The sequence below is a fragment of the Halomonas sp. ISL-56 genome, assembly GCF_018612805.1.
In the GTDB taxonomy this organism is placed as follows: domain Bacteria; phylum Pseudomonadota; class Gammaproteobacteria; order Pseudomonadales; family Halomonadaceae; genus Vreelandella.
In genome coordinates, this window is record NZ_JAGGRO010000009.1 from 1 (window position 1) to 19,387 (window position 19,387).

Consider the following 19,387-nt stretch of genomic DNA (forward strand, 5'->3'; position numbering starts at 1 on the left):
GCAGCGTGGGCGGCGACGCCAAAGCAGGCGACACCGTCACCCTGACCGTGGGGGACAACAGCTACGAAGGTACCGTGGGCGAAGACCTCACGTATGCCATCGACGTCCCAGGCAGCGTGCTGGCCGAGAACGACAGCATCAGTGCTGAAGTGACCGGCGAAGACGCCGCAGGCAACGCCTACAGCGCCGACGCCGCCCGTGACTACGGCGTCGATGCAGCCCCAGAGGCTTCGGGAGGACAAGTAACCGGTGAGGAAGACACCGCTTTAGTACTAAAATGGAGTGATTTTAATATCACTGACGATTCACCTGCTGGTGAGCAGGGAATTGTAATTACTCAGTTGCCAGCATCGGGAACATTGGAGTTCCAAGATGTTAGCGGGCAGTGGCAGAGTGTGGCTGAGGATGCAAGCTTCTCCAGAGCTGAAATAGATGCTGGACAACTGCGCTTTAAGCCAACTGCGAATGAGTCAGGCTTCGACAGCTATGGTGGTGAGGGGGTAGGGAACCAGGAAGCTGACTATGCTCAGTTGAAGTTCCTACCCACTGACGCTCAAAATGAAGGAACTGAAGCTACTCTCACTATCGACATTAAGCCTGTTGCCGATGCCCCTGCGGTCTCAGTGGCGCTGGGTAACACACTTGAGTCTGTACGTGCCTCAGTTATTACTGTTGAGCATGGCAACGCTACTATCACCATTGAGGGCACTGAAATCAGTGCAGTAGGAATCAGTGGTCAGGTTATCAAGCCGCCGTTTAGTGACGGCAATCTAAACCCAGGTAGCGCCAATAACACTAACGGTGGAGATGTTATTGCGCTCATCGGTGACTTCAATAAGCTGGTGAATGGCAGCCAAGCGGTTAACTCGATCAATGGTGATGACAAAGATTATATTTTCTTAAACAAACCGTTGACGAGTTATGCCGTTAACCTGGGCGAGCTACATCAAAACTCTGGTTATGACGGAACTATCACCGATTTGGCTACTGGTGTGACAATTGGTGTCAATAACATTCGTGGAATTATATTTGGCGATGGTTCCACTATGTTGCCAACCGACGCTACCACCACGATTACCCAGACTGGCTACGATATTATCGAGGTCGAACTCTCTGCTCTGTTGACTGATACTGACGGCAGTGAGGTACTTTCGGATGTTGTTTTAACGGATATTCCTGCTGGAGTGGTGCTCACTGGAGAGGGCGTAGTTAGCCAATCGGATGGCAGTTGGCTGGTGACTAATCCTACTGGGGATAGCATTGCCCAGTTGATGTTGACGATGAAAGTACCTGTGAATGCTGGAGCTTTTGATATAACGGCTACGGTAACTTCAAGCGAGGTATATAAGGATGCCGCTGGAAGTCAGCAAGTCATAGACACTGAAACAAGCACTGATACCACTGCAGTGGAGCAGTACAACATTGTGGTAGGTTCGCCAGGCGGTGATACCATCACGGGTACCAGTGCAAACGACATTATTATTGGTGATGTTGCTGGTCTGCAATTAGTGCCAGGTGAGAACTACAATTTGGCGTTTATGGTAGATACATCGGGCAGTATGTCGAATGCCGATATTGCTAATGCCAAGGCATCACTGACCGAAGTGTTCAATACACTTAAAGAGAGTGTCGGCGAGGATAATGCCGGCACAGTAAACATCTTCTTGGTAGAGTTCGATACCCAGGCAGGAAGAAATGTCAGTGTTGATCTGTCGGATCCACAAGCGCTGTCAAAGCTGCAGTCAGTGTTAGATGGATTCCAGCAAGGTGGCGGTACCAACTACGAAGACGTCTTTAAGGCGACGGCCAACTGGTTCTATACGGACTCTGTCCAGGCCAATTCCGGCACTAACCTGACCTATTTTATAACCGACGGTTTACCGACATATTTCCAGACTAAGGAAAAAGAGAGCGCGGTGGTTGGCTCCAAAGGAGGGAATCGCTGGAACCTTAATATCGATGATATTGATTACACACCTGGCCAAGCATACTCAATGAATATCGATGGTCAGATGAGAGAAGTCATTGATATGAGTGGTAATGTGCAACAGTGGACTCATAGTTCTGGATGTGGCGGTGGAAGTTGGAGTAGCAGTGTTATTGGTCAGGTCAGGCCCGAGGGCGACGGAACATACGAAATTTCAGAACTTGCTGGCGACGGCAGAAGTACTACGCAGACGGTTGTACAGAATTCATTGGAAGCCTTTGCACTGCTGGACGGTAAGTCCTCGGTCAATGCCATTGGCTTGGGTGACAGCTTGAACGAAAGTAGTCTTCAGGCATATGACTCTGATGGCATCGTTCAGTCGAACATCAATCCGGAACAGCTCGCTGATGCTATTCTTGGTGAAAATGTTCAGTTGCCGTCTGGCAATGACACAATTTCCGGTGGTGAGGGCAATGATATTCTGTTTGGAGATCAGGTCACCTTTGCTGGGATTGAAGGTAACGGCTTGCCCGCTATTAAGGCTTATATTGCAGGCCAGTTGGGCCTCGCAGACTCTAACCAAGTTACTGCGGAGCAGATTCATACATACATCACCGATAATCATGGAGAGTTTAATAACTCCACGGGTACCGTCGGTAACGATATCCTGATCGGCGGTGATGGGGATGACATTCTATTTGGGCAAGGTGGCAATGACACGCTGGTAGGGGGGGCTGGTGATGACATTATGTATGGCGGTAACAGCGCCAATACCTTTGTATGGGAGTCGAGCGATGAAGGTTCTGAGCAGACACCTGCTGTGGATCAGGTCATGGACTTCAATATGGGGCAGTTTGGCGCCGACTCCACGGCAGATCGACTGGATATAGCAGATCTGCTGCAAGGGGAAAATGCGGAAAACATGGATCAGTACATTAAAGCAGAGCAGCAGGGCACTGATACTGTATTACATGTCAAATCTGGCGGAGGGTTGGCTGAAGATGGTAGTAATGCGGATCAGCGCATTGTATTGAAAGATGTTGAGATGCCACAAGGTGGCAGTTCTTCAGACTTTATACAAGGTATGTTGGACGATGGCCAACTGAAGATAGATCAATAATTAGTACTACTGAACGATAAGAAATGCCCCACACTCTGCGTGTGGGGCTTTTTGCGATTGTGAAGGGGGAAATATGTACTTTGATGAAATACAGCTTCTGCGCTGGATGAAAGGCGATAAGTTAGCAGTCGAATATATAGAAATGATTTGCGATGTTGCTCATAAATGGGACGATTTAATTGATAAAGATAAAGTGCTCAGTGACGACGAAATTAATAAGCTCTTTTTTGATGTGCTGATTAAACTGCCAAGAAATACTTTTTATCGTAAGAATTTTGAACACTTGAACTCAGTGTTAATGAACGCTATTTCGAATTGGCAAATTGCGACGCAAATGGAGCGTGAGGGTGGCGATTATGAAAAAAGTATTGCCTTTATTTTGCGATCTTCCTATGTTGATCTGATTACGCAGGCAGCTTTGCTGTGTGGAGGTAATCAGTGGGCTAGTAAAGTGGGAGCCGAGGCACGTTCGATCACACATAGCGAAACCTACGAAGGATATTTGAAGAATCTTGATCTTGAGAAAAAATCTAGAACATCGCAAAAGTAGCTTTTAACGTAAGTTAGAAAATTATGGCTATATATAATGGGGTATAGATAATGCTCTACATAAAACGCAATACATCCGGCGAGATCGTGATGCTCAGCAAAGAGCCAACGCCAGAGTGCACTGAAACAATTGCCCAAGATTCACCCGAGGTGCTAGCGTTTCTTGCCGACCAGCCAGGCTCTTCAGCGCACTTTATTGCCTCTGACTTAGCGTTTGTCAGGGTGGTCGAAGATATTCTTGAGGTGTTGCTGGACAAGGGCGTTATCACGTTCACTGACCTGCCAGAAGCTGCGCAGGCCAAAGTGATGGAGCGTAAGTCGTTGCGGTCAAAAAATGATGTGGGCTTGCTTAGCGACGACGATACTATCTAGAACGACGATACTATTTAGGAAGACCATACTATCTAGGTCATATATCGCAGTCGTTTAAGTCTATGCGTTAGACGCGTATGCCTGGCCCGGTGGCACCATCAACCCCCACACGGAACAGGCAGGCAATCTCCTCATCGTCTGCAACACCTTCTCCGATTACTTGAATGCCCAGCGAATGGCAGAGCGTGGCCATGCCGCGCACGATGGTTTGCTGCTCATTTGAAACATGCAGCTGGTGAATAAGGCTGCTATCCATTTTTAGGTAAGCAAGCCCTACATCGTGCAAATCCGCCAGTTTGGTGAACTCTGCGCCCACGTGTTCGATGCCAAAGGTGCATCCCAATGGTCGTAAGGCAGTACACAGCCCTCGTAAGCTGCCAATCGCGTGGGTGCTAAGTGTAGCGGGCACTTCAAAGCAGAGCTGTTTGGCCAGCAGTGGGTGTGCTACCAGCAGTGTCCGCAGATCGTTAACAAACTGGGTATTAGTGATTGATGCGGCGGAGAGGTTGATCCCGACCGGCTTAAGATCCTCTTCCAGGTTAGTGAGTGCTTTTTTCACCACGGCTAAGTCGAGCGCAGGCTCCATCTCAAAGCGGGTTATCCAGGGGATAAAGACACCGGCGGTTTGCCATTCACCGCCGAGCAGTAAACGGGCAGGGCACTCGTAATGGATGATGTCTCCGTGGGCATCGACTACCGGGAAGTATGCCAATTCTGGGCCAACTAGGATCGCGGCTTCCAGTGCGCTCCGCCATTCGGCATGGCTGCTATAGAGTGAGATACGCTTGCGCTGACGCACGACTACCTGTTCAAAGGACGTCAGGCTTTCGGCTTGTGCCAAAGCGTCATCCAAGGTGGCTAACAGTGTGCCGCGCTCATCGTGCGGTGCATAAGGCACAATGGCTGTCGGTAGATAAATTTCGACATCAGGCTGCGTGGCGGCTACCTCGCCCAATGCTGCCATCACCTGGATTCTGAGTTCCTCAACATCATCCATCAGCGGCAGCATAAAGATAAAATCACTACCGTTAAGGCGGCCTACCATCGGTTCTTCCGACGCATTGTCCAATAGTCCCAGTTGGGTAACCAGTGTACTTAACAGTTGGTCGGTGGCGGCGTAACCAAGTTGCTCGTTTAGGGTCTCTAACGCCTGAACGCGTACCATGATCAGCATGCCCGTCGCGCGGGCATCTTCACTGCCCAATTGAGACGAAAGCTTGCCCATAAACACATCGCGGTTCAGCGCGCCGGTGACACGATCATGCTGTAAATGGCGGCGTAACTCGTCCAGCTTATGGCTTTCGTGACTGAGCATCTGATGGACATTGGCAGACAGCACGTTCATTGCTTGGGTGACTTGGCGTAATTCCAGCGTGCGTGGCTCTTTAATGGTGGTAAACCGCCGCGCGCTGATATCTTGCGCCTGAGTAACAACGCGGGAAAGCGGGTGCTTAATACCCCGGACGATCACGGTGGCAATCGCTAAGCTGATCACCCCTGCAAGTAAAAACCAGGCGGCAAGCTCGAGCATGCTGCGCCATAAAGAGGTATAAGCAAAGCTGTGCTGGCTCTCAAGCTCCAACGTGCCGTACTGCCGCCAGCCGTCTTGAATCGTCGCTATGCCGCTTGGCACCTCAAACTCAACAAGCTGACGAAACCAGGCAGGCACATCGCCACTATATTCTTCGGCTGAGCGCTCAATAAGCACACTATCGTTCGTGTCGCGCAGGGTGATTTGGCGGTAGTAACCTGTGTCAAATTGAGCTGCGATTAATAGCTCAAGGGTGACAAGGTCTTTATCGAGCTGGCTCATGGAAAGCGCCAGCGCAGTAGCATTGTCTTCATTTTTAATGCGCACTTCCTGCTCTATATAATCGCGACTAGTGGTAATGCTAATGGCGAGGCTACCAATGAACGACAGCAGCAGCAGGGCGATAATGGCAATCCAAAGTTGCTTGATAAGTGACATCGTGCCAATTCCTCTTAAATGAAACCCTGGGTTTGCATACGTTCGATGACGCTGCGCCAGCGTGATAGACGCGCCAACGGATCTGCGCGGGATTCAGATGAACCGCCAGCCCAAAGGCCATCACTATTAAAACTAAACAGTGGGTCGAGATCCGTACGCTGAGAGGCAGGGGTGATGGACGGTACAATATTGTCTAGCACCAGCGGTTCTGCATCGGGGGTTGAGTAATAGCCCAGCACCATATGGGCTTGGGTAATTTGACTACGCCCAATGCGTGCACGGACATAAATCATCCGCAGGTACTGGCTCGTAACGCCCAATTGCTTAAGGGTAATGTACTTGGCGATGGAGTAATCCTCGCAATCACCCTGGCCTTTACCCATCGCTTCCAACGGCGTGGCCCAGAAGTCTTCTTCTCCCCACACCTGGATATCATCTACCCATCGGATGCGACGATTAAAGAAGTCATTAACTCCGCGCAGTTTGGCTTGAATATCTTGATTCTGCAGCTGTTGAAGCAGGGCTAACCACTCTTCTAAAACGGCTAAACCGGCCTGCCCATACTGTTGTTGCATGCTTTGGCGTAAACGTTGCGGGTCAAATGCTGCCGCGGGCGTTGGATGAATGCCAAGACCTGCGCCCAACCAAAGCGCGCCGACAGTTGCTAAGAACTGCCGACGCGATAGTGCAGGAGATAGTGCAGGAGGGCTGTGATCCGAGGATGCAGGCATGAGTCGCCGTTAGTAACCGCCAAATTGAGGTTAAGATTACAAGCTGGCGGGTTGAAGTGCTACACCTCTCAGTCAAAAGAGTGGACTTATTGAACCGCTGCCTGCTGCGTTGCTTCTAGCTGTCGTTCAATCAGGGGTTCAATCAGTGGCGCCAACTCGGGCCACACATTATCCAGAATAATCGGCTGCGCATCGGCGGTAGGGTGGATGTCGTCACTCTGCATTAGCGCCTCGTTGAGGGCGATACCCTCAAGTAGAAACGGCACTAGAGGCACATCGTACTCCTCTGCCAGGGAGTAAAAGACACCGGTAAACGCATCTCGGTACGCTTGACCATAGTTGGGCGGAATATCGATGCCTAGCAGTAGCACCTGAGCGCCTGCTTGTTGGCTCTGCTCAATCATAGTGGCCAGGTTTGCCTGCATTTGATTCGGCGGTAGGCCGCGCAAACCGTCGTTGCCGCCCAGTTCAATGAGAACAATATCCGGCTGTTGCTGTCCGAGAATATTCGGGAACCGTTGTAACCCCCCGGACGTCGTTTCACCGCTAATGCTGGCGTTAATGACGTGTGCATCGCCTTCCAAGCGCTCTGCCAGAAGGTTCACCCAGCCCTCATTACGCTCTATACCGTAGGCGGCGCTTAAGCTATCGCCCATCACCAGCAGGGTGGGGCCTGAGTTTGTGTCTGCGCTGACAGGCTCTGCGTTGATAGACCCGGAGGCAAAAGTGACTATCAGCAGCACCAGCCATGCGGTTACCATGCGGTTCAGTCCATGCCATGCCATAGGGATGCCACGCTTCATGTCTTACTCCTCAAATTCCAGCTCCTCAAATTCAAGCTCCTCAAATCCAAGCTCCTCAGATCAAACTGCGAATGCAGCTATCGATAAAACAACGTCAAGCGAGTCACCTCAGGGTGAGCGCAAGCCTACTACCGACAATCAAGCGGTCAACGATGTTCCCCACAGCGCTATTAGGACACCCGTACTCCATGCTGACAAATTATCTAAAAAGGTCACCAGCGGAGAACGCTCGCTCACCATCTTACACGACCTATCGCTGAGCGTAGCGGCCGGGGAAAGCGTCGCCATTCTAGGTAAAAGCGGCGCAGGCAAATCAACGCTGCTGGGCCTGTTGGCCGGTCTTGATACGCCAAGCGACGGCGAACTGACACTGTTTGGCCACGCGCTGAGTCGTTTGGATGAAGATGGGCGCGCTGCGCTGCGGGCTGGTCGAGTGGGGTTTGTGTTTCAGAACTTTCAGCTACTGCCCACCTTGAGCGCGCTTGAGAACGTCATGCTACCCCTTGAACTGTCGCCGCGCGCCGGGGAGACGAAAACCGCCGCCCAGTGGTTAGCACGTGTGGGGCTTGGCGAACGGGTGGATCACTTACCCAAACAGCTCTCTGGTGGCGAGCAGCAGCGGGTTGCCGTTGCGCGTGCGTTTGTTACCGACCCTGAGCTGGTATTCGCCGATGAACCAACCGGTAACCTAGACCCTGATACTGGGGCGCAAATCATTGATCTACTCTTCACCTTAAACCGTGAGGCGGGCACCACGCTTATTTTAGTTACCCACGATCACGCCCTGGCGCGTCGCTGTGATCGCTGCCTGCGCTTAGATCATGGCAAGCTAGAAGCCGTACTTGAAAACATCGTACCCACAGCGGCTGCGATTGATGAGGGTACGCAATGAGTGATGTAAATTGGCGTTTGGCGATGCGCAGCCTCAAGCGAGACCTGCGCGCCGCCGATGTGCGTGCACTGTTTATTGCCCTGGTACTGGCCGTTGCGGCCTCCACTATGATCGCGTTTTTTCTCGACCGCTTAGAGCGTGGCTTAGAGCGCCAGGCGGGGCAAATGCTGGGCGGCGATCTGGTGCTGGAACAGCGCGATCCGTTTTCTGCGGAACTGCGCGAGCGTCTTGAGAGCGCGGGCTTTGTCCTTAGCGACCAGATAGATCTGGTGTCGATGATTAGCCGCGATGGCCGCTTCCAGCCAGCCAGCTTAAAAGCCGTCGATGAGGTCTACCCGCACTACGGCGTCTCTTACGTGGATTTTGGCGATGGCACCGAGCAGATTGCCTCTGGCCCGCCGCCCGGAGAGGCATGGGCTGACCCGCGACTGATAGAACTTGTCGAAATCGAACTGGGCGACCGGGTGCAAGTGGGGCAAACCGAACTGACCATTAGCGGAATTATCGAGCGTGAGGCGGATCAATCCGGCGGTTTTGGTAATTTTAACCCCCGCTTGATGATGAACACGGCGGATGTCGAAGCCACTGGCCTGGTGCAAGAAGGTTCTCGGGTTGAGTTTGAAATACTCGCTGCAGGGGCTCCGGCTGCGCTGGATCAAGTACAGGGGCTGCTTGCTGAGCTACGCCGTGATGGGGTAGAGGTGCGCGATGTACGCGTCGACCGCCCTCAGCTTGGCAATGCGTTGCAGCGTGCAGAAAGCTATCTGGGATTAGCCGGCTTAGCGGCGGTGCTACTTGCGGGCGTGGCTGTGGCGATGTCAACCCGTCGTTATGTGGAGCGTCATCTGGATACCGCTGCGCTGCTGCGTTGCTTTGGTGCCAGCCAGCGCCAATTAGTGACGATTTTTACCCTTCAGTTACTTGGCTTAGCACTGGTAGCGGCAGTGATTGGGGCGCTACTTGGGCTTCTGGGGCAAGCGGTACTGATTTGGCTGCTGGTGAGCTTTCTACCCATGACACTCCCGCCACCAGGGCTGATGCCACTGGGGCTGGGGGTATTCACCGCGCTTGCTGTACTGGTTGGCTTTGCTGGACCAACGCTGCTGCGTATCAAACAAGTCAGTGCACTTAAAGTACTGCGTCGTGAGCTTGATCCACTGCCGCCATCGGCTTGGCTGGTCGTTGGCGTGGCGAGTATCGTGTTTGGCGGGTTGCTGTGGCTCTATTCGGGTAGCCTGCCGCTGGCGATTGGACTATTGATCGGCGGTGCGCTTTTACTGGGCGTCCTGTGGATGATTAGCGCGCTGCTGCTGAGCGGCTTGCTGCGGGTTGTGCAGCGGTTCTCCGGACGCAGTGAGTGGTCACAGGCGCTGCGTTTAGGCGGCCGCCAGTTGGCCCGGCGTCGCCAAGCGGGTCTAGGGCAACTGTTGGCTTTCTCGGTGACCTTTTTTGCCATGGCGATGATTGTCTTGGTGCGCGGCGACTTGCTAAGCACCTGGCAGGATCAACTGCCTGAAAATACGCCCAATTATTTTGCCATCAATATCCAGCCTTCCGAGCGTGACCCCTTTGAGGCAGCCGTCTCGCCTCGGGTGGAAACCCAAAGCACCCTCTACCCGATGGTGCGTGGCCGGGTGATTGCGATTAATGATCAGCCGCCGAGAGACGCCGTGCCGCCGGATGCGCGGGGCGACAACTCGTTACGCCGAGAGCTCAACCTCACCTGGCAATCAGACGTGCCAGAAGGTAATGAAGTGGTGGCCGGCGAGTGGTTTTCATCCGCGCAAACTAGAGGAGACGCGAGTCAAGGCTGGATAAGCGCCGTCGATGCAACGCCCCAAGCGGCGACTCAACAAACAAGCCCAGTGCCTATCTCGATGGAAGATGGGCTGGCTGAAAGGCTTGGGTTGAGTATTGGGGATGAGATGACGTTCTCGGTGGGTAGCGATGAGATTACCACTCAAATCACCAGCCTGCGCAGTCTCAATTGGGATAGCTTTCAGCCTAATTTCTTCGTCATTTTCCCGCCGGGAGTGCTGGAGCAGTTTGGCCATAGCTACATTACCGCTTTTCATCTGCCTGAAGCGGAACAGGGGCTGATCCGCGAGCTGATCACTAACTTCCCCGGTGTCTCGCTGCTTAACGTGGACGCGATTTTAGGCCAGGTGCGGGATGTGCTCGCCCAGGTTACCCGAGCGGTGGAGTTAGTGCTCGCTCTGGTACTACTGGCAGGCATTAGCGTGTTGTATGCCGCGCTGACCGCAAGTCTTCCGGTGCGCGCCCATGAAAGCGGTCTGCTGCGCGTATTTGGCGCAGGCAGCCGGATGATTTCACGGGTGCAGGTGGCGGAGTATGCGCTATTGGGCTTCGCCAGCGGTTTAATGGGCGCAGTGCTTGCAGAGCTAACCTCGGCGGTGCTGTATATTTACCTACTGGATCTCACCCCGCGTTTGCACCTGGGTCTATGGGTTTTGCTCCCCGTTGGCGGGGCGTTGTTGATCGGCATCATTGGTCACGCGCTTTCGCGTGATCTACGTCGCCAAGCGCCAGCCGCCAGCCTGGGCTTGCTAGGCGAGGCTTAGTATTGACGTTTCACTTAGTGAGCAATCGCTTATTTGGCGAGCCAAAAACCAACAACGGTAGCGCTGATAACAGCAACAAAAAAGACGAGATTACGGGCGCGGGTATCGCGACGGGGTTTCATAACAGCACCAACCATATAGTGAGGTGAAATATGCCTAGCATGGTAACGTTTGTCGCCTACGCCGTCATCTTACTTGCCTGATGATGTTACTGTTTGTATTGGCTCGCTAGCTGTTTATTCGGGACTGTGAATTATGCCTCCATCTAACTCGACGGCTGTGCGAGCTTATGCGCCGCAGCCGCTTTCACTTGCTCAGGGTCGCTTAGCGGCGTTGAGCTGGGGCCGTACTGATGCCCCCGTTTGGCTTGCTTTGCACGGCTGGCTGGATAATGCGGCCAGCTTTACCCGGCTAGCACCGCTGCTAGTAGAGGCATTGGATATTCGTCTTGTGGCGCTGGATTTCCGCGGCCATGGCCACTCAGAGCACGTGCCTGAGGGGGGCGATTATGCGTTGTGGGACTATTGCCATGACGTGTTGGATGCGATGGCATCCTTGGAACTGGAGCAAACCAGCTTACTGGCCCACTCCATGGGCGCTGCGGTGGCCTGCTTACTTGCGGCTGCGCTACCCGAGCGAGTCGAACGGTTAACACTAATTGATGGGCTGGGGGCGCTAAACACGCCCACTGATGAGACCGCCAGCCAACTGCGTAAGGGGCTAACCGCCTACCGACGGCCGCTGTCACGAGCGCCGCGCTACCCCGATATCGAAAGTGCCGTCGCTGCACGTGTAGCAGGCGGGGTCACGCCGGTGGATAGCATAACGGCAACGCCACTAGTGGAGCGGAATACCCAACCTACCGCCGATGGTCATGTGCAAATGCGCACAGACAGCCGACTGCTGAAGCCGTCCCTAGTGCGTTTTACACCCGAACAAGTCATTTCACTACTGGCGGAGATTACCGCTCCGCTGCTATTGATAGAAGGTGAAAAGGGGATTTTGGGCGAGCGCAAATGGGCCCAAGAGGCGCGACAAGCGGTAAAAGGGTTAACGCGCCAGGTGCTCAAGGGGGGCCACCACTTACACTTGGAGCCCAGGGCAGTGGCGCAAGTCGCCGCAGTTATTAGCGGTCACTGGGGTAACGCCAGTACTGGCTAGGGAAGGAGCGTAGCATGAACGAATTGGCGCATTTGAACAGTGGTGGCAGTAGTCGTGGTAATAGCAGTGGTAATAATAGCAGTGGCAACAGTAGTGGCCATAAGGTCGCACTGGTGCTGGGTAGCGGTGGTGCCCGCGGTTATGCCCACATCGGCGTGATTGAAGCGCTGGAGGCGCGAGGGTTTGAAATCGTGGCTGTATCCGGATGTTCAATGGGCGCGGTGATTGGCGGTATTTATGCCGCAGGTAAGCTGCCTGAATACCGTGATTGGGTGTGCCAGCTAGACTACCTGGATGTGCTCAAACTGGTTGATGTCACCTGGAGCCCGATGGGCGCGATGCGCGCCAGTAAGGTCATGAGCAAACTGGAAACGCTGGTCGGCGATATTCTGATAGAAGACCTAGCGATCCCCGTCACCACAGTGGCAACTGATTTGGTGCGTCAACGAGAAGTGTGGTTTCAAAGTGGCCCATTGCTGCAGGCGATTCGTGCCTCAATGGCCGTGCCGGGGGTTATAACGCCAGTTCATTTAGGCGGGCAGGTGCTAGTGGATGGCGGACTGCTTAACCCATTGCCGATTATGCCCATGGTAGCTGCCCACCAGGCAGACTTTGTGGTGGCGGTGAATGTGACGGCCCATAGCCCGTTGCCGGTAACCTTAGAGGAGTTACTGCCTGAAGAGGAGGACGCAGTCGATAGTCGCACCCAAAATGAGATCGACCGTGATCAACGCATGGGTAGTTGGATAGGCGATGTGCGCGCCGCTACCCAAAAACTGTGGGCAGGGTTTGGGGCAAATGGTGATGGCACAAACGTGGAGGGCGACGACGAAGAGCTAGAAGAAACCATTGAAGCGCGCGGCAAACGCGAGTGGAGCAAGCTCGATATGATTTTGGAGTCGTTTGATATTACCCAAGCAGCGTTGGCCAAGTACAAGATTGCCGGTTACCCACCCGATGTGCTGATCGAAATACCCAAAACCGTGTGCAGTACTTACGAATTTTACCGAGGTCGAGATTTGATTCGTCTTGGCCGACATTTAGCCGATGAAGCATTGGAGCGGCGCATGCCCGGTATCGCTTCTGACGCTACCGAGTAGCCGCCTATTGGCCCCGTTTGCGCAGCAATATATACACCGCACCGGTGCCACCGTCGATATCAATGGCCGAGCAGAACGCCAGCACTCCCGGCCACTCTCGCAGCCAAGTGTTGGTATGGCTTTTGAGCACCGGAAAGTCCGAGGTGGTGCCCCACGCCTTGCCGTGCACCACCAGCACGCAGCGCAGGCCTTGCCCCGCTGAATCGCGTAGAAAGCTTTCTAACTCAGCGCGTGCCTCCTCCAGCGTATAGCCATGCAGATCAAGCCCTGCCTGCCACGCCGTTTGGCCGCGTTTTAACTGACTAAAGGTGCGCCATGGCAAGTCGGGCACGCTGAACTCTAGGTACTCGGAGGGACGTACGGCTTCCACCCGGCCATCCGAGGTGCGTCCACTAGCCTGCTGCGTGCTGTTCTCAACCGCTGCGGAGCGCCGCGCCTCATGGGCCTTGTTGTCGCGTTTGGGCTTGCCAGGATCGGCCTGATTAGTGGCGATAGGGCGTACGCCCGCCGCCTTTAAGGCGTCGCGGAAGGCACTGATATCGTCATCACTAGGCAGGTGGCGGTGTCGCGTCATGGCAGGCTCGGGTGGCAGAAAAAGTGGTAAAAAAGCTGAATCAGCTAAACGAGCACATTATAGCGGGCTGAGCGTTGCTGTGAACCGGACGAAGTGAAAGGTACAATCTTTTTATTCGTTATCCGTATAACGCTTTATTGCCATGAGCCTTGTCAATTAGGAGCCGCTGTGACCACGCATCTCAACGTTGAGCACTCACACTCAACCCTTTCCCTGTCGGAGTCGTTGCTGGTGAGCCAGCTGTTTACGCTGCGCGACTACCTGCGCTGGGTCTCCAGCGAGTTTTATCTGGCGGGGCTGCACTATGGCCATGGCACTGACTCAGCCTGGGATGAGGCGGTGGCGCTGTGCCTAGGCGCGCTGCACCTGCCGTGGGATATTGACCCCAGTGTCCTTGAGGCGCGGCTACTTCCCGTTGAACGCCAGCGGATTATTGCTCTGGCGCGGGAGCGTATCACCACCCGCCGCCCGCTGCCGTACCTGCTTGGCGAGAGCTTCTTTGCCGGTCACCCGTTTAGCGTTGATGAGCGCGTGCTGATTCCGCGCTCGCCGATTGCTGAGCTGATTGAGGATGGCTTTGCCACCTGGTTCCCCGAAGAGCCGCCCGCCAACGTGCTGGACTTATGCACCGGCTCCGGCTGTATCGGCATTGCCACAGCCCTCTATTTGCCCACCTGCGAAGTAGCGCTTGCTGATATCAGCCAGGATGCTCTAGCCGTGGCACGGCAAAATATTACCCGACACGATGTGGGCGATCGGGTACGGGCGGTCGAATCGGACGTCTTTAGTGGCTTGGAAGGGCGGCGTTTTGATCTCATCGTCTCCAATCCGCCCTATGTGGATGCCCGTGACCTTGCCACTATGCCCGCCGAGTTTCGCCATGAGCCCTCATTAGCACTGGGCGCAGGCAGCGATGGCTTGGATATTGTGCGGCGTATACTGCGTGAAGCGCGGGAACACTTAACCGATGAGGGCTGGCTGATTGTCGAAGTCGGCAACTCTGATCGCCATGTGGAAGAGGCGTTTCCCGACGTGCCTTTCCTGTGGCTTGAATTCGAGCGTGGCGGCCAGGGCGTATTTGCCTTGAGCGTCGCTGAACTCGACGCCCATGTGGCGTCTTTCTTGTGAGGAACTAACCGCCATGTCTGGCAATACCTTTGGCAAATTATTTACCGTCACTACCTTTGGTGAGAGTCACGGCCCTGCGCTCGGCGCCATCGTTGATGGCTGCCCGCCAGGGCTTGAGTTAAGTGAAGCTGATTTACAGCACGACCTGGATCGCCGTCGGCCGGGTAGTTCACGGCATACTACCCAGCGCAAAGAGCCTGATCAGGTGCGCATTCTGTCCGGTGTGTTTGAAGGTAAGACCACCGGTACCTCCATTGGCCTGTTAATCGAAAATACCGACCAGCGCTCCAACGACTACTCAAAAATTAAAGAGCAGTTTCGGCCTGCCCACGCGGATTACACCTACCACCATAAATATGGTCACCGGGACTATCGCGGCGGCGGGCGTTCAAGCGCCCGTGAAACCGCCATGCGTGTGGCCGCCGGTGCAATCGCCAAGAAATATCTGGCCGCCCAAGGGGTGCAGATTCGCGGCTATATGAGTCAGCTAGGCCCGATCAAGATTGAATTCAAACAGTGGGAGTCGGTGGGCCAAAATGCGTTTTTCTGCCCTGACCCGGCGCGCGTAGCCGAACTGGAAGCCTATATGGATCAGCTACGCCGCGACCAGGATTCAGTGGGTGCTGAGATTACCGTGATTGCTGAGGGCGTGCCGGTTGGGCTTGGCGAGCCTGTATTTGACCGCTTGGATGCTGATCTGGCGCATGGTTTGATGAGTATTAATGCGGTAAAAGGTGTTGAGATAGGTGCAGGTTTTGGCTGTATCGCCCAGCGCGGCAGTGAACACCGGGACGAGATGACGCCAGAAGGTTTTCTCTCCAATCACGCTGGCGGTGTGCTTGGTGGTATCTCCAGCGGCCAGCCCATTGTGGCTCGCCTAGCACTAAAGCCGACGTCCAGTATCACCACGCCGGGCCGCTCTATTGATATCCATGGCCAGGCGGTGGAGGTGATTACGAAAGGGCGTCACGACCCCTGTGTGGGTATTCGCGCAACGCCCATCGCTGAGGCGATGATGGCGATTACGCTGCTGGATCACTGGCTGCGCCAGCGCGGACAAAATGGTGAGGTGAGCGTTGATACGCCGCGTTTAACCCAGCGCTAACGCAATACGGTGAGATTTGTAGTTCGCTGCTACACTCAAACAAAACAAATGCATGACGATTGGTCGTGACAAACTGGTCGTTATAAACAGTGCAGGAGACGCCTATGAAGATTAACGTTGAGTTTGATCTTACCCCTGATGAATTTCGCCAATCGCTGGGTCTGCCGGATGTTGAAGCCTTCCAGAAAAACCTGCTGGAAAATATCCAACGGCAAATGGAGTCTGGAGTAGAAGGCTACGACCCCATGAGTTTGATGCGGCCTTTTCTCCAGCAGCCGATGATGCAGCCAGGGCTCTCGCAGGGGTTATCCGAAGGGTTGTCTCAAGGACTAGCGAATTTCGGTACTTATCAGCAAATGATGCTGGACATGCTGCGCCAAGCAGGTACCAGTGGTGAAAAGGCTACAACTGATAAACAAGCGAGTCAGTCTGGATCAAGTAAATCGTCGTCGGATAAAGAGACACCAAGTGAGAAGAGTGCTAAGGCTAACGCCAGCGCCTCTTCCCGCTCTCGAGCAAAAGGTTAGTGGGTAAAAGCGCGAGTCGAAGCATGTTGCAATGCAGTATGGTTAGGTCTACTCTTTTTGCAGTGCAGCAATTTAAGCAAGCCAAGGTTTAGCAAGTCAAGGTTTAGCAAGTCAAGGTTTAGCAAGGCAAGACCCAGTAGAGCAAGACCCAGTAGTGCAATACAAAGAAAGCAAGACTCAGCAAAGCAAGACTCAGCAAGGCAAGAACAAGCTACACCACGATGAGTCACTCCAAGGCTCATGCCAAGGAACGAAACAGGAGCAGACACTATGCAAGACAATATGATGGACGCCTTTAACGCGCAAACTAAGCAAATGTTTGAGCCAATGCGCAAAATTAATTCGCTGATGCTCAACAACATGGAAAAAATGACCCAGTATCAGCTGGAAGCCATGAAGCGCTACAGCCAGATGGGTACCGAGCGCATTCGTAGCGCGACTGAAATTCAAGACGCAGAAAGCCTGCGTGATTTTGGCACCAAGCAAGCTGAAATGATGAATGAGCTTTCCCAGCAGATGCAGGAAGACGCGCGTGTAATGAGCGAGATGAGCCTGCAGTTCAAGTCTGAAATGGAAAAGATGTTCAGCGAAGCCGGTCAGCAAATGTCTGAGCAAGCCAAAGCGGCTACTAAAGGCGAGCAACCTGCCAAAGCCTCCAGTCAGTCATCGCGTAAGAGCTGATTAGCGGCATCATCGCGGCGCCCAAGGGCGCCGCGATGCATTTGTCGTATTGATTATAACAATCTGGGTCATTGCACCCTGGGTTAGAGCGTTCAGTGCGCCTGCTTACAGGCGTAGGGAGAGTAAGTATGCAGTCAGCGTGGCAAAATCCTTTTCAGACAATGTCAGGGCTATCTGAAAGCCTTTCGCAAGGTTTTTCGAAAGGGCTGGGTCAAGGCGTTCCTGAAGGTCTATCCCCCTCTGAAATCGAAGATTGGAATAATCAGCTTAAAGAGATTAGTGAACAGTACCAAGGATTGATGCAGGATCTGCTTTCCCGTATTGCGCCCAGTGAAGCCGCCGATTCAATTTACAGCGATATGCGTGAAAGCTTTGAGGCGGGCGCGCAGTCGCTAATGCAAAATCCTTCGCTGCTGTGGGAGACCCAAACCCGATTACTGCAGGATCAGTGGCTATTGTGGCAACAGGCCATGCGTAGTATGGCCGGTGAACAAGTCAAACCGCTGATTATGCCCGACAAGAGTGATCGTCGCTTTAAAGACGACGCCTGGACGCAAGATCCACACTATATGTCCATCATGCAGCAGTATTTGCTGTTTTCGCAGATGGTGGAAGAGCTGGTTGAAAGCTTGGGTGGCTTGGACGACACCCATAAGCGTAATTTGGGTTTTTATGCCCGCCAGTTGGTCAACGCGATGGCGCCAACCAATTTTATGTCGACTAATCCCGAAGTCATGCGTCGCACCATTGAAACCCGCGGTCAAAATTTGATCGATGGCTTGGAGCGGCTGCGAGAGGATTTAGGCAATTCAGCTGAAGGCATTAATGTCCGCATGACCGATCGCGCGGCCTTTGGCGTGGGCGATAACATCGCCGTAACGCCCGGTGCCGTGGTGTATGAAAATGAACTGATCCAACTTATCCAGTACACACCCACCACGGAAAAGACCTTTAAAACACCGCTGCTGATGGTGCCGCCGTGGATCAATAAGTACTACATCCTTGACCTGCGTGAAGATAACTCAATGGTTAAGTGGCTGGTGGATCAAGGCCACACCGTGTTCTTGATCTCATGGCGTAACCCTGGCCCGGAGCAGCGCGATATCACCTGGGCCGACTATATGCAGATGGGGCCGATTAGCGCGATAGAAGCCATTGAGCAGGCCTGTGGTGAGAAGTCGGTGAACCTACTCAGCTATTGTGTCGGAGGCACGTTGACCGCCTCCACGGTGGCGTACCTCACCAGCACTCGGCGCGGGCGCAAAGTAAAGTCGGTGACCTATATGGCCACGCTGCAGGATTTTCGTGACCCAGGTGACATCGGTGTCTTCCTTAACGAACGAGTTGTTGAGGGAATTGAGCAAACGCTAGAAGCGAAGGGTTACCTTGATGGGCGCTCAATGGCTTACACCTTCAACCTGTTGCGTGAGAATGATCTGTTTTGGTCGTTCTATATTAATAATTACTTGAAGGGGGAAACCCCTGCCGCCTTTGATCTGCTCTATTGGAATACCGACGGTACCAATTTGGCGGCAGGCACCCATGCCTGGTATTTGCGTCATATGTACTTGGAGAATCGCCTGGTTGAGCCAGGAGGTATCGAGTTGGATGGGGTGAAAATTGATCTGCGCAAGGTGTCGGCACCCAGCTACTTTGTGTCTACCAAAGAAGACCATATCGCCAAATGGAACAGCACTTACTACGGGGCCTTGCTTCCCAAGGGGCCGGTTACCTTTGTGCTAGGCGGTTCGGGGCATATCGCGGGTATCGTCAACCCGCCCCATAAGAACAAGTATGGCTACTGGACGAACGATGCACTGCCGGAAAGTCATGAGGCATGGCTGGAAAGCGCAACGGCTCAGGAAGGCTCCTGGTGGCCCCATTGGCAGGCGTGGATGACCGACAATGGTTATGCGGATAGCGAAAAAATGCTGCCCGTGCGCCAGCCCGGTGACGGAGAACTCAAGGTGATTGAGCCTGCGCCAGGGCGCTATGTGAAAATGACGATCCCAGAGGTGCTAGAAGAACGCCCGTCTAAACCTTAATCGTCGTCGCTAATGTTTACAAACCAACAAAAAGCCCGCTGATTTTGAACTGCACCCCAAAAGTTGGACACTCCTCCAACGATTGGGGTGTTTTTCATGACGAAACATAATGAAGAGTTCA

16 protein-coding genes are annotated in these 19,387 nt (G+C 53.7%); 12 read left to right on the top strand and 4 right to left on the bottom strand.

Going from position 1 to position 19,387, the window contains the following annotated elements:
- From J7J49_RS07440 to J7J49_RS07450, 3 genes are all read left to right on the top strand, one after another.
- A partial coding sequence (locus tag J7J49_RS07440) for a type I secretion C-terminal target domain-containing protein (protein ID WP_215091469.1) occupies positions 1 to 3,047 on the top strand: 3,047 nt, incomplete at its 5' end.
- Between the two features lie 73 nt (positions 3,048 to 3,120).
- Entirely contained in the window at positions 3,121 to 3,597 is a 477-nt protein-coding gene (locus J7J49_RS07445; protein ID WP_215091471.1) for a hypothetical protein, read from the top strand.
- Positions 3,598 to 3,647: 50 nt separating this feature from the next.
- Complete coding sequence (locus J7J49_RS07450; RefSeq protein ID WP_064234459.1) at positions 3,648 to 3,968, top strand: hypothetical protein; 321 nt, start codon at positions 3,648 to 3,650, stop codon at positions 3,966 to 3,968.
- A gap of 67 nt (positions 3,969 to 4,035) precedes the next feature.
- Here J7J49_RS07450 and J7J49_RS07455 read toward each other — a convergent pair whose 3' ends face one another.
- The 3 genes from J7J49_RS07455 to J7J49_RS07465 form a co-directional block, all read right to left on the bottom strand.
- Positions 4,036 to 5,937: a bifunctional diguanylate cyclase/phosphodiesterase gene (locus J7J49_RS07455; protein ID WP_064234460.1), complete on the bottom strand. Its 1,902-nt coding sequence runs from the start codon at positions 5,935 to 5,937 to the stop codon at positions 4,036 to 4,038.
- Positions 5,938 to 5,951: 14 nt separating this feature from the next.
- The gene (locus J7J49_RS07460) at positions 5,952 to 6,668 is read right to left on the bottom strand and encodes a transglutaminase-like cysteine peptidase (protein ID WP_215091473.1); all 717 of its coding nucleotides are present in this window, start codon (positions 6,666 to 6,668) and stop codon (positions 5,952 to 5,954) included.
- A gap of 86 nt (positions 6,669 to 6,754) precedes the next feature.
- Positions 6,755 to 7,471, bottom strand: a complete 717-nt coding sequence (locus J7J49_RS07465) for an arylesterase (RefSeq protein ID WP_215091475.1) — start codon at positions 7,469 to 7,471, stop codon at positions 6,755 to 6,757.
- On the opposite strand from J7J49_RS07465, the gene J7J49_RS07470 reads away from it, so the two are divergent.
- From J7J49_RS07470 to J7J49_RS07485, 4 genes are all read left to right on the top strand, one after another.
- Positions 7,470 to 8,363, top strand: a complete 894-nt coding sequence (locus J7J49_RS07470) for an ABC transporter ATP-binding protein (protein WP_251048197.1) — start codon at positions 7,470 to 7,472, stop codon at positions 8,361 to 8,363. The two genes, J7J49_RS07465 and J7J49_RS07470, sit on opposite strands and share 2 nt — an antisense overlap.
- On the top strand, positions 8,360 to 10,945 hold the full coding sequence (locus J7J49_RS07475; protein WP_215091477.1) for an ABC transporter permease: 2,586 nt from the start codon (positions 8,360 to 8,362) through the stop codon (positions 10,943 to 10,945). Before J7J49_RS07470 ends, J7J49_RS07475 begins: the two co-directional genes overlap by 4 nt.
- Positions 10,946 to 11,200: 255 nt before the next feature.
- Positions 11,201 to 12,106, top strand: a complete 906-nt coding sequence (locus J7J49_RS07480; RefSeq protein ID WP_215091479.1) for an alpha/beta fold hydrolase — start codon at positions 11,201 to 11,203, stop codon at positions 12,104 to 12,106.
- A gap of 14 nt (positions 12,107 to 12,120) precedes the next feature.
- Entirely contained in the window at positions 12,121 to 13,206 is a 1,086-nt protein-coding gene (locus tag J7J49_RS07485; RefSeq protein WP_240488210.1) for a patatin-like phospholipase family protein, read from the top strand.
- Positions 13,207 to 13,210: 4 nt separating this feature from the next.
- On the opposite strand, the gene J7J49_RS07490 is transcribed toward J7J49_RS07485, so the two are convergent.
- Positions 13,211 to 13,780 carry a Smr/MutS family protein gene (locus J7J49_RS07490; RefSeq protein WP_064234465.1) on the bottom strand — a complete coding sequence of 190 codons (570 nt, stop codon included), beginning with the start codon at positions 13,778 to 13,780 and terminating at the stop codon, positions 13,211 to 13,213.
- 168 nt (positions 13,781 to 13,948) lie between these two features.
- On the opposite strand from J7J49_RS07490, the gene prmB reads away from it, so the two are divergent.
- From prmB to phaC, 5 genes are all read left to right on the top strand, one after another.
- Entirely contained in the window at positions 13,949 to 14,908 is a 960-nt protein-coding gene (gene prmB / locus J7J49_RS07495; RefSeq protein WP_215091481.1) for a 50S ribosomal protein L3 N(5)-glutamine methyltransferase, read from the top strand.
- A gap of 13 nt (positions 14,909 to 14,921) precedes the next feature.
- Positions 14,922 to 16,013 carry a chorismate synthase gene (gene aroC, locus J7J49_RS07500; protein ID WP_064234467.1) on the top strand — a complete coding sequence of 364 codons (1,092 nt, stop codon included), beginning with the start codon at positions 14,922 to 14,924 and terminating at the stop codon, positions 16,011 to 16,013.
- A 104-nt stretch (positions 16,014 to 16,117) separates the two neighbouring features.
- A complete protein-coding gene (locus J7J49_RS07505) occupies positions 16,118 to 16,540 on the top strand; it encodes a hypothetical protein (protein WP_064234468.1) in 423 nt (140 codons plus the stop codon).
- Positions 16,541 to 16,810: 270 nt separating this feature from the next.
- Positions 16,811 to 17,221, top strand: a complete 411-nt coding sequence (locus J7J49_RS07510) for a phasin family protein (RefSeq protein ID WP_035584005.1) — start codon at positions 16,811 to 16,813, stop codon at positions 17,219 to 17,221.
- A gap of 128 nt (positions 17,222 to 17,349) precedes the next feature.
- Positions 17,350 to 19,266, top strand: a complete 1,917-nt coding sequence (phaC, locus tag J7J49_RS07515) for a class I poly(R)-hydroxyalkanoic acid synthase (protein ID WP_215091482.1) — start codon at positions 17,350 to 17,352, stop codon at positions 19,264 to 19,266.
- Positions 19,267 to 19,387: the final 121 nt, after the last annotated feature.

What these genes read in the sequence shown, in the direction of transcription:
- J7J49_RS07445 (WP_215091471.1), top strand. Translation starts at nt 3,121, where the DNA reads ATGTACTTTGATGAAATACAGCTTCTGCGCTGGATGAAAGGCGATAAG.
- J7J49_RS07450 (WP_064234459.1), top strand. Translation starts at nt 3,648, where the DNA reads ATGCTCTACATAAAACGCAATACATCCGGCGAGATCGTGATGCTCAGC.
- J7J49_RS07455 (WP_064234460.1), bottom strand. Translation starts at nt 5,937, where the DNA reads ATGTCACTTATCAAGCAACTTTGGATTGCCATTATCGCCCTGCTGCTG.
- J7J49_RS07460 (WP_215091473.1), bottom strand. Translation starts at nt 6,668, where the DNA reads ATGCCTGCATCCTCGGATCACAGCCCTCCTGCACTATCTCCTGCACTA.
- J7J49_RS07470 (WP_251048197.1), top strand. Translation starts at nt 7,470, where the DNA reads ATGTCTTACTCCTCAAATTCCAGCTCCTCAAATTCAAGCTCCTCAAAT.
- J7J49_RS07465 (WP_215091475.1), bottom strand. Translation starts at nt 7,471, where the DNA reads ATGAAGCGTGGCATCCCTATGGCATGGCATGGACTGAACCGCATGGTA.
- J7J49_RS07475 (WP_215091477.1), top strand. Translation starts at nt 8,360, where the DNA reads ATGAGTGATGTAAATTGGCGTTTGGCGATGCGCAGCCTCAAGCGAGAC.
- J7J49_RS07480 (WP_215091479.1), top strand. Translation starts at nt 11,201, where the DNA reads ATGCCTCCATCTAACTCGACGGCTGTGCGAGCTTATGCGCCGCAGCCG.
- J7J49_RS07485 (WP_240488210.1), top strand. Translation starts at nt 12,121, where the DNA reads ATGAACGAATTGGCGCATTTGAACAGTGGTGGCAGTAGTCGTGGTAAT.
- J7J49_RS07490 (WP_064234465.1), bottom strand. Translation starts at nt 13,780, where the DNA reads ATGACGCGACACCGCCACCTGCCTAGTGATGACGATATCAGTGCCTTC.
- aroC (WP_064234467.1), top strand. Translation starts at nt 14,922, where the DNA reads ATGTCTGGCAATACCTTTGGCAAATTATTTACCGTCACTACCTTTGGT.
- J7J49_RS07505 (WP_064234468.1), top strand. Translation starts at nt 16,118, where the DNA reads ATGAAGATTAACGTTGAGTTTGATCTTACCCCTGATGAATTTCGCCAA.
- J7J49_RS07510 (WP_035584005.1), top strand. Translation starts at nt 16,811, where the DNA reads ATGCAAGACAATATGATGGACGCCTTTAACGCGCAAACTAAGCAAATG.
- phaC (WP_215091482.1), top strand. Translation starts at nt 17,350, where the DNA reads ATGCAGTCAGCGTGGCAAAATCCTTTTCAGACAATGTCAGGGCTATCT.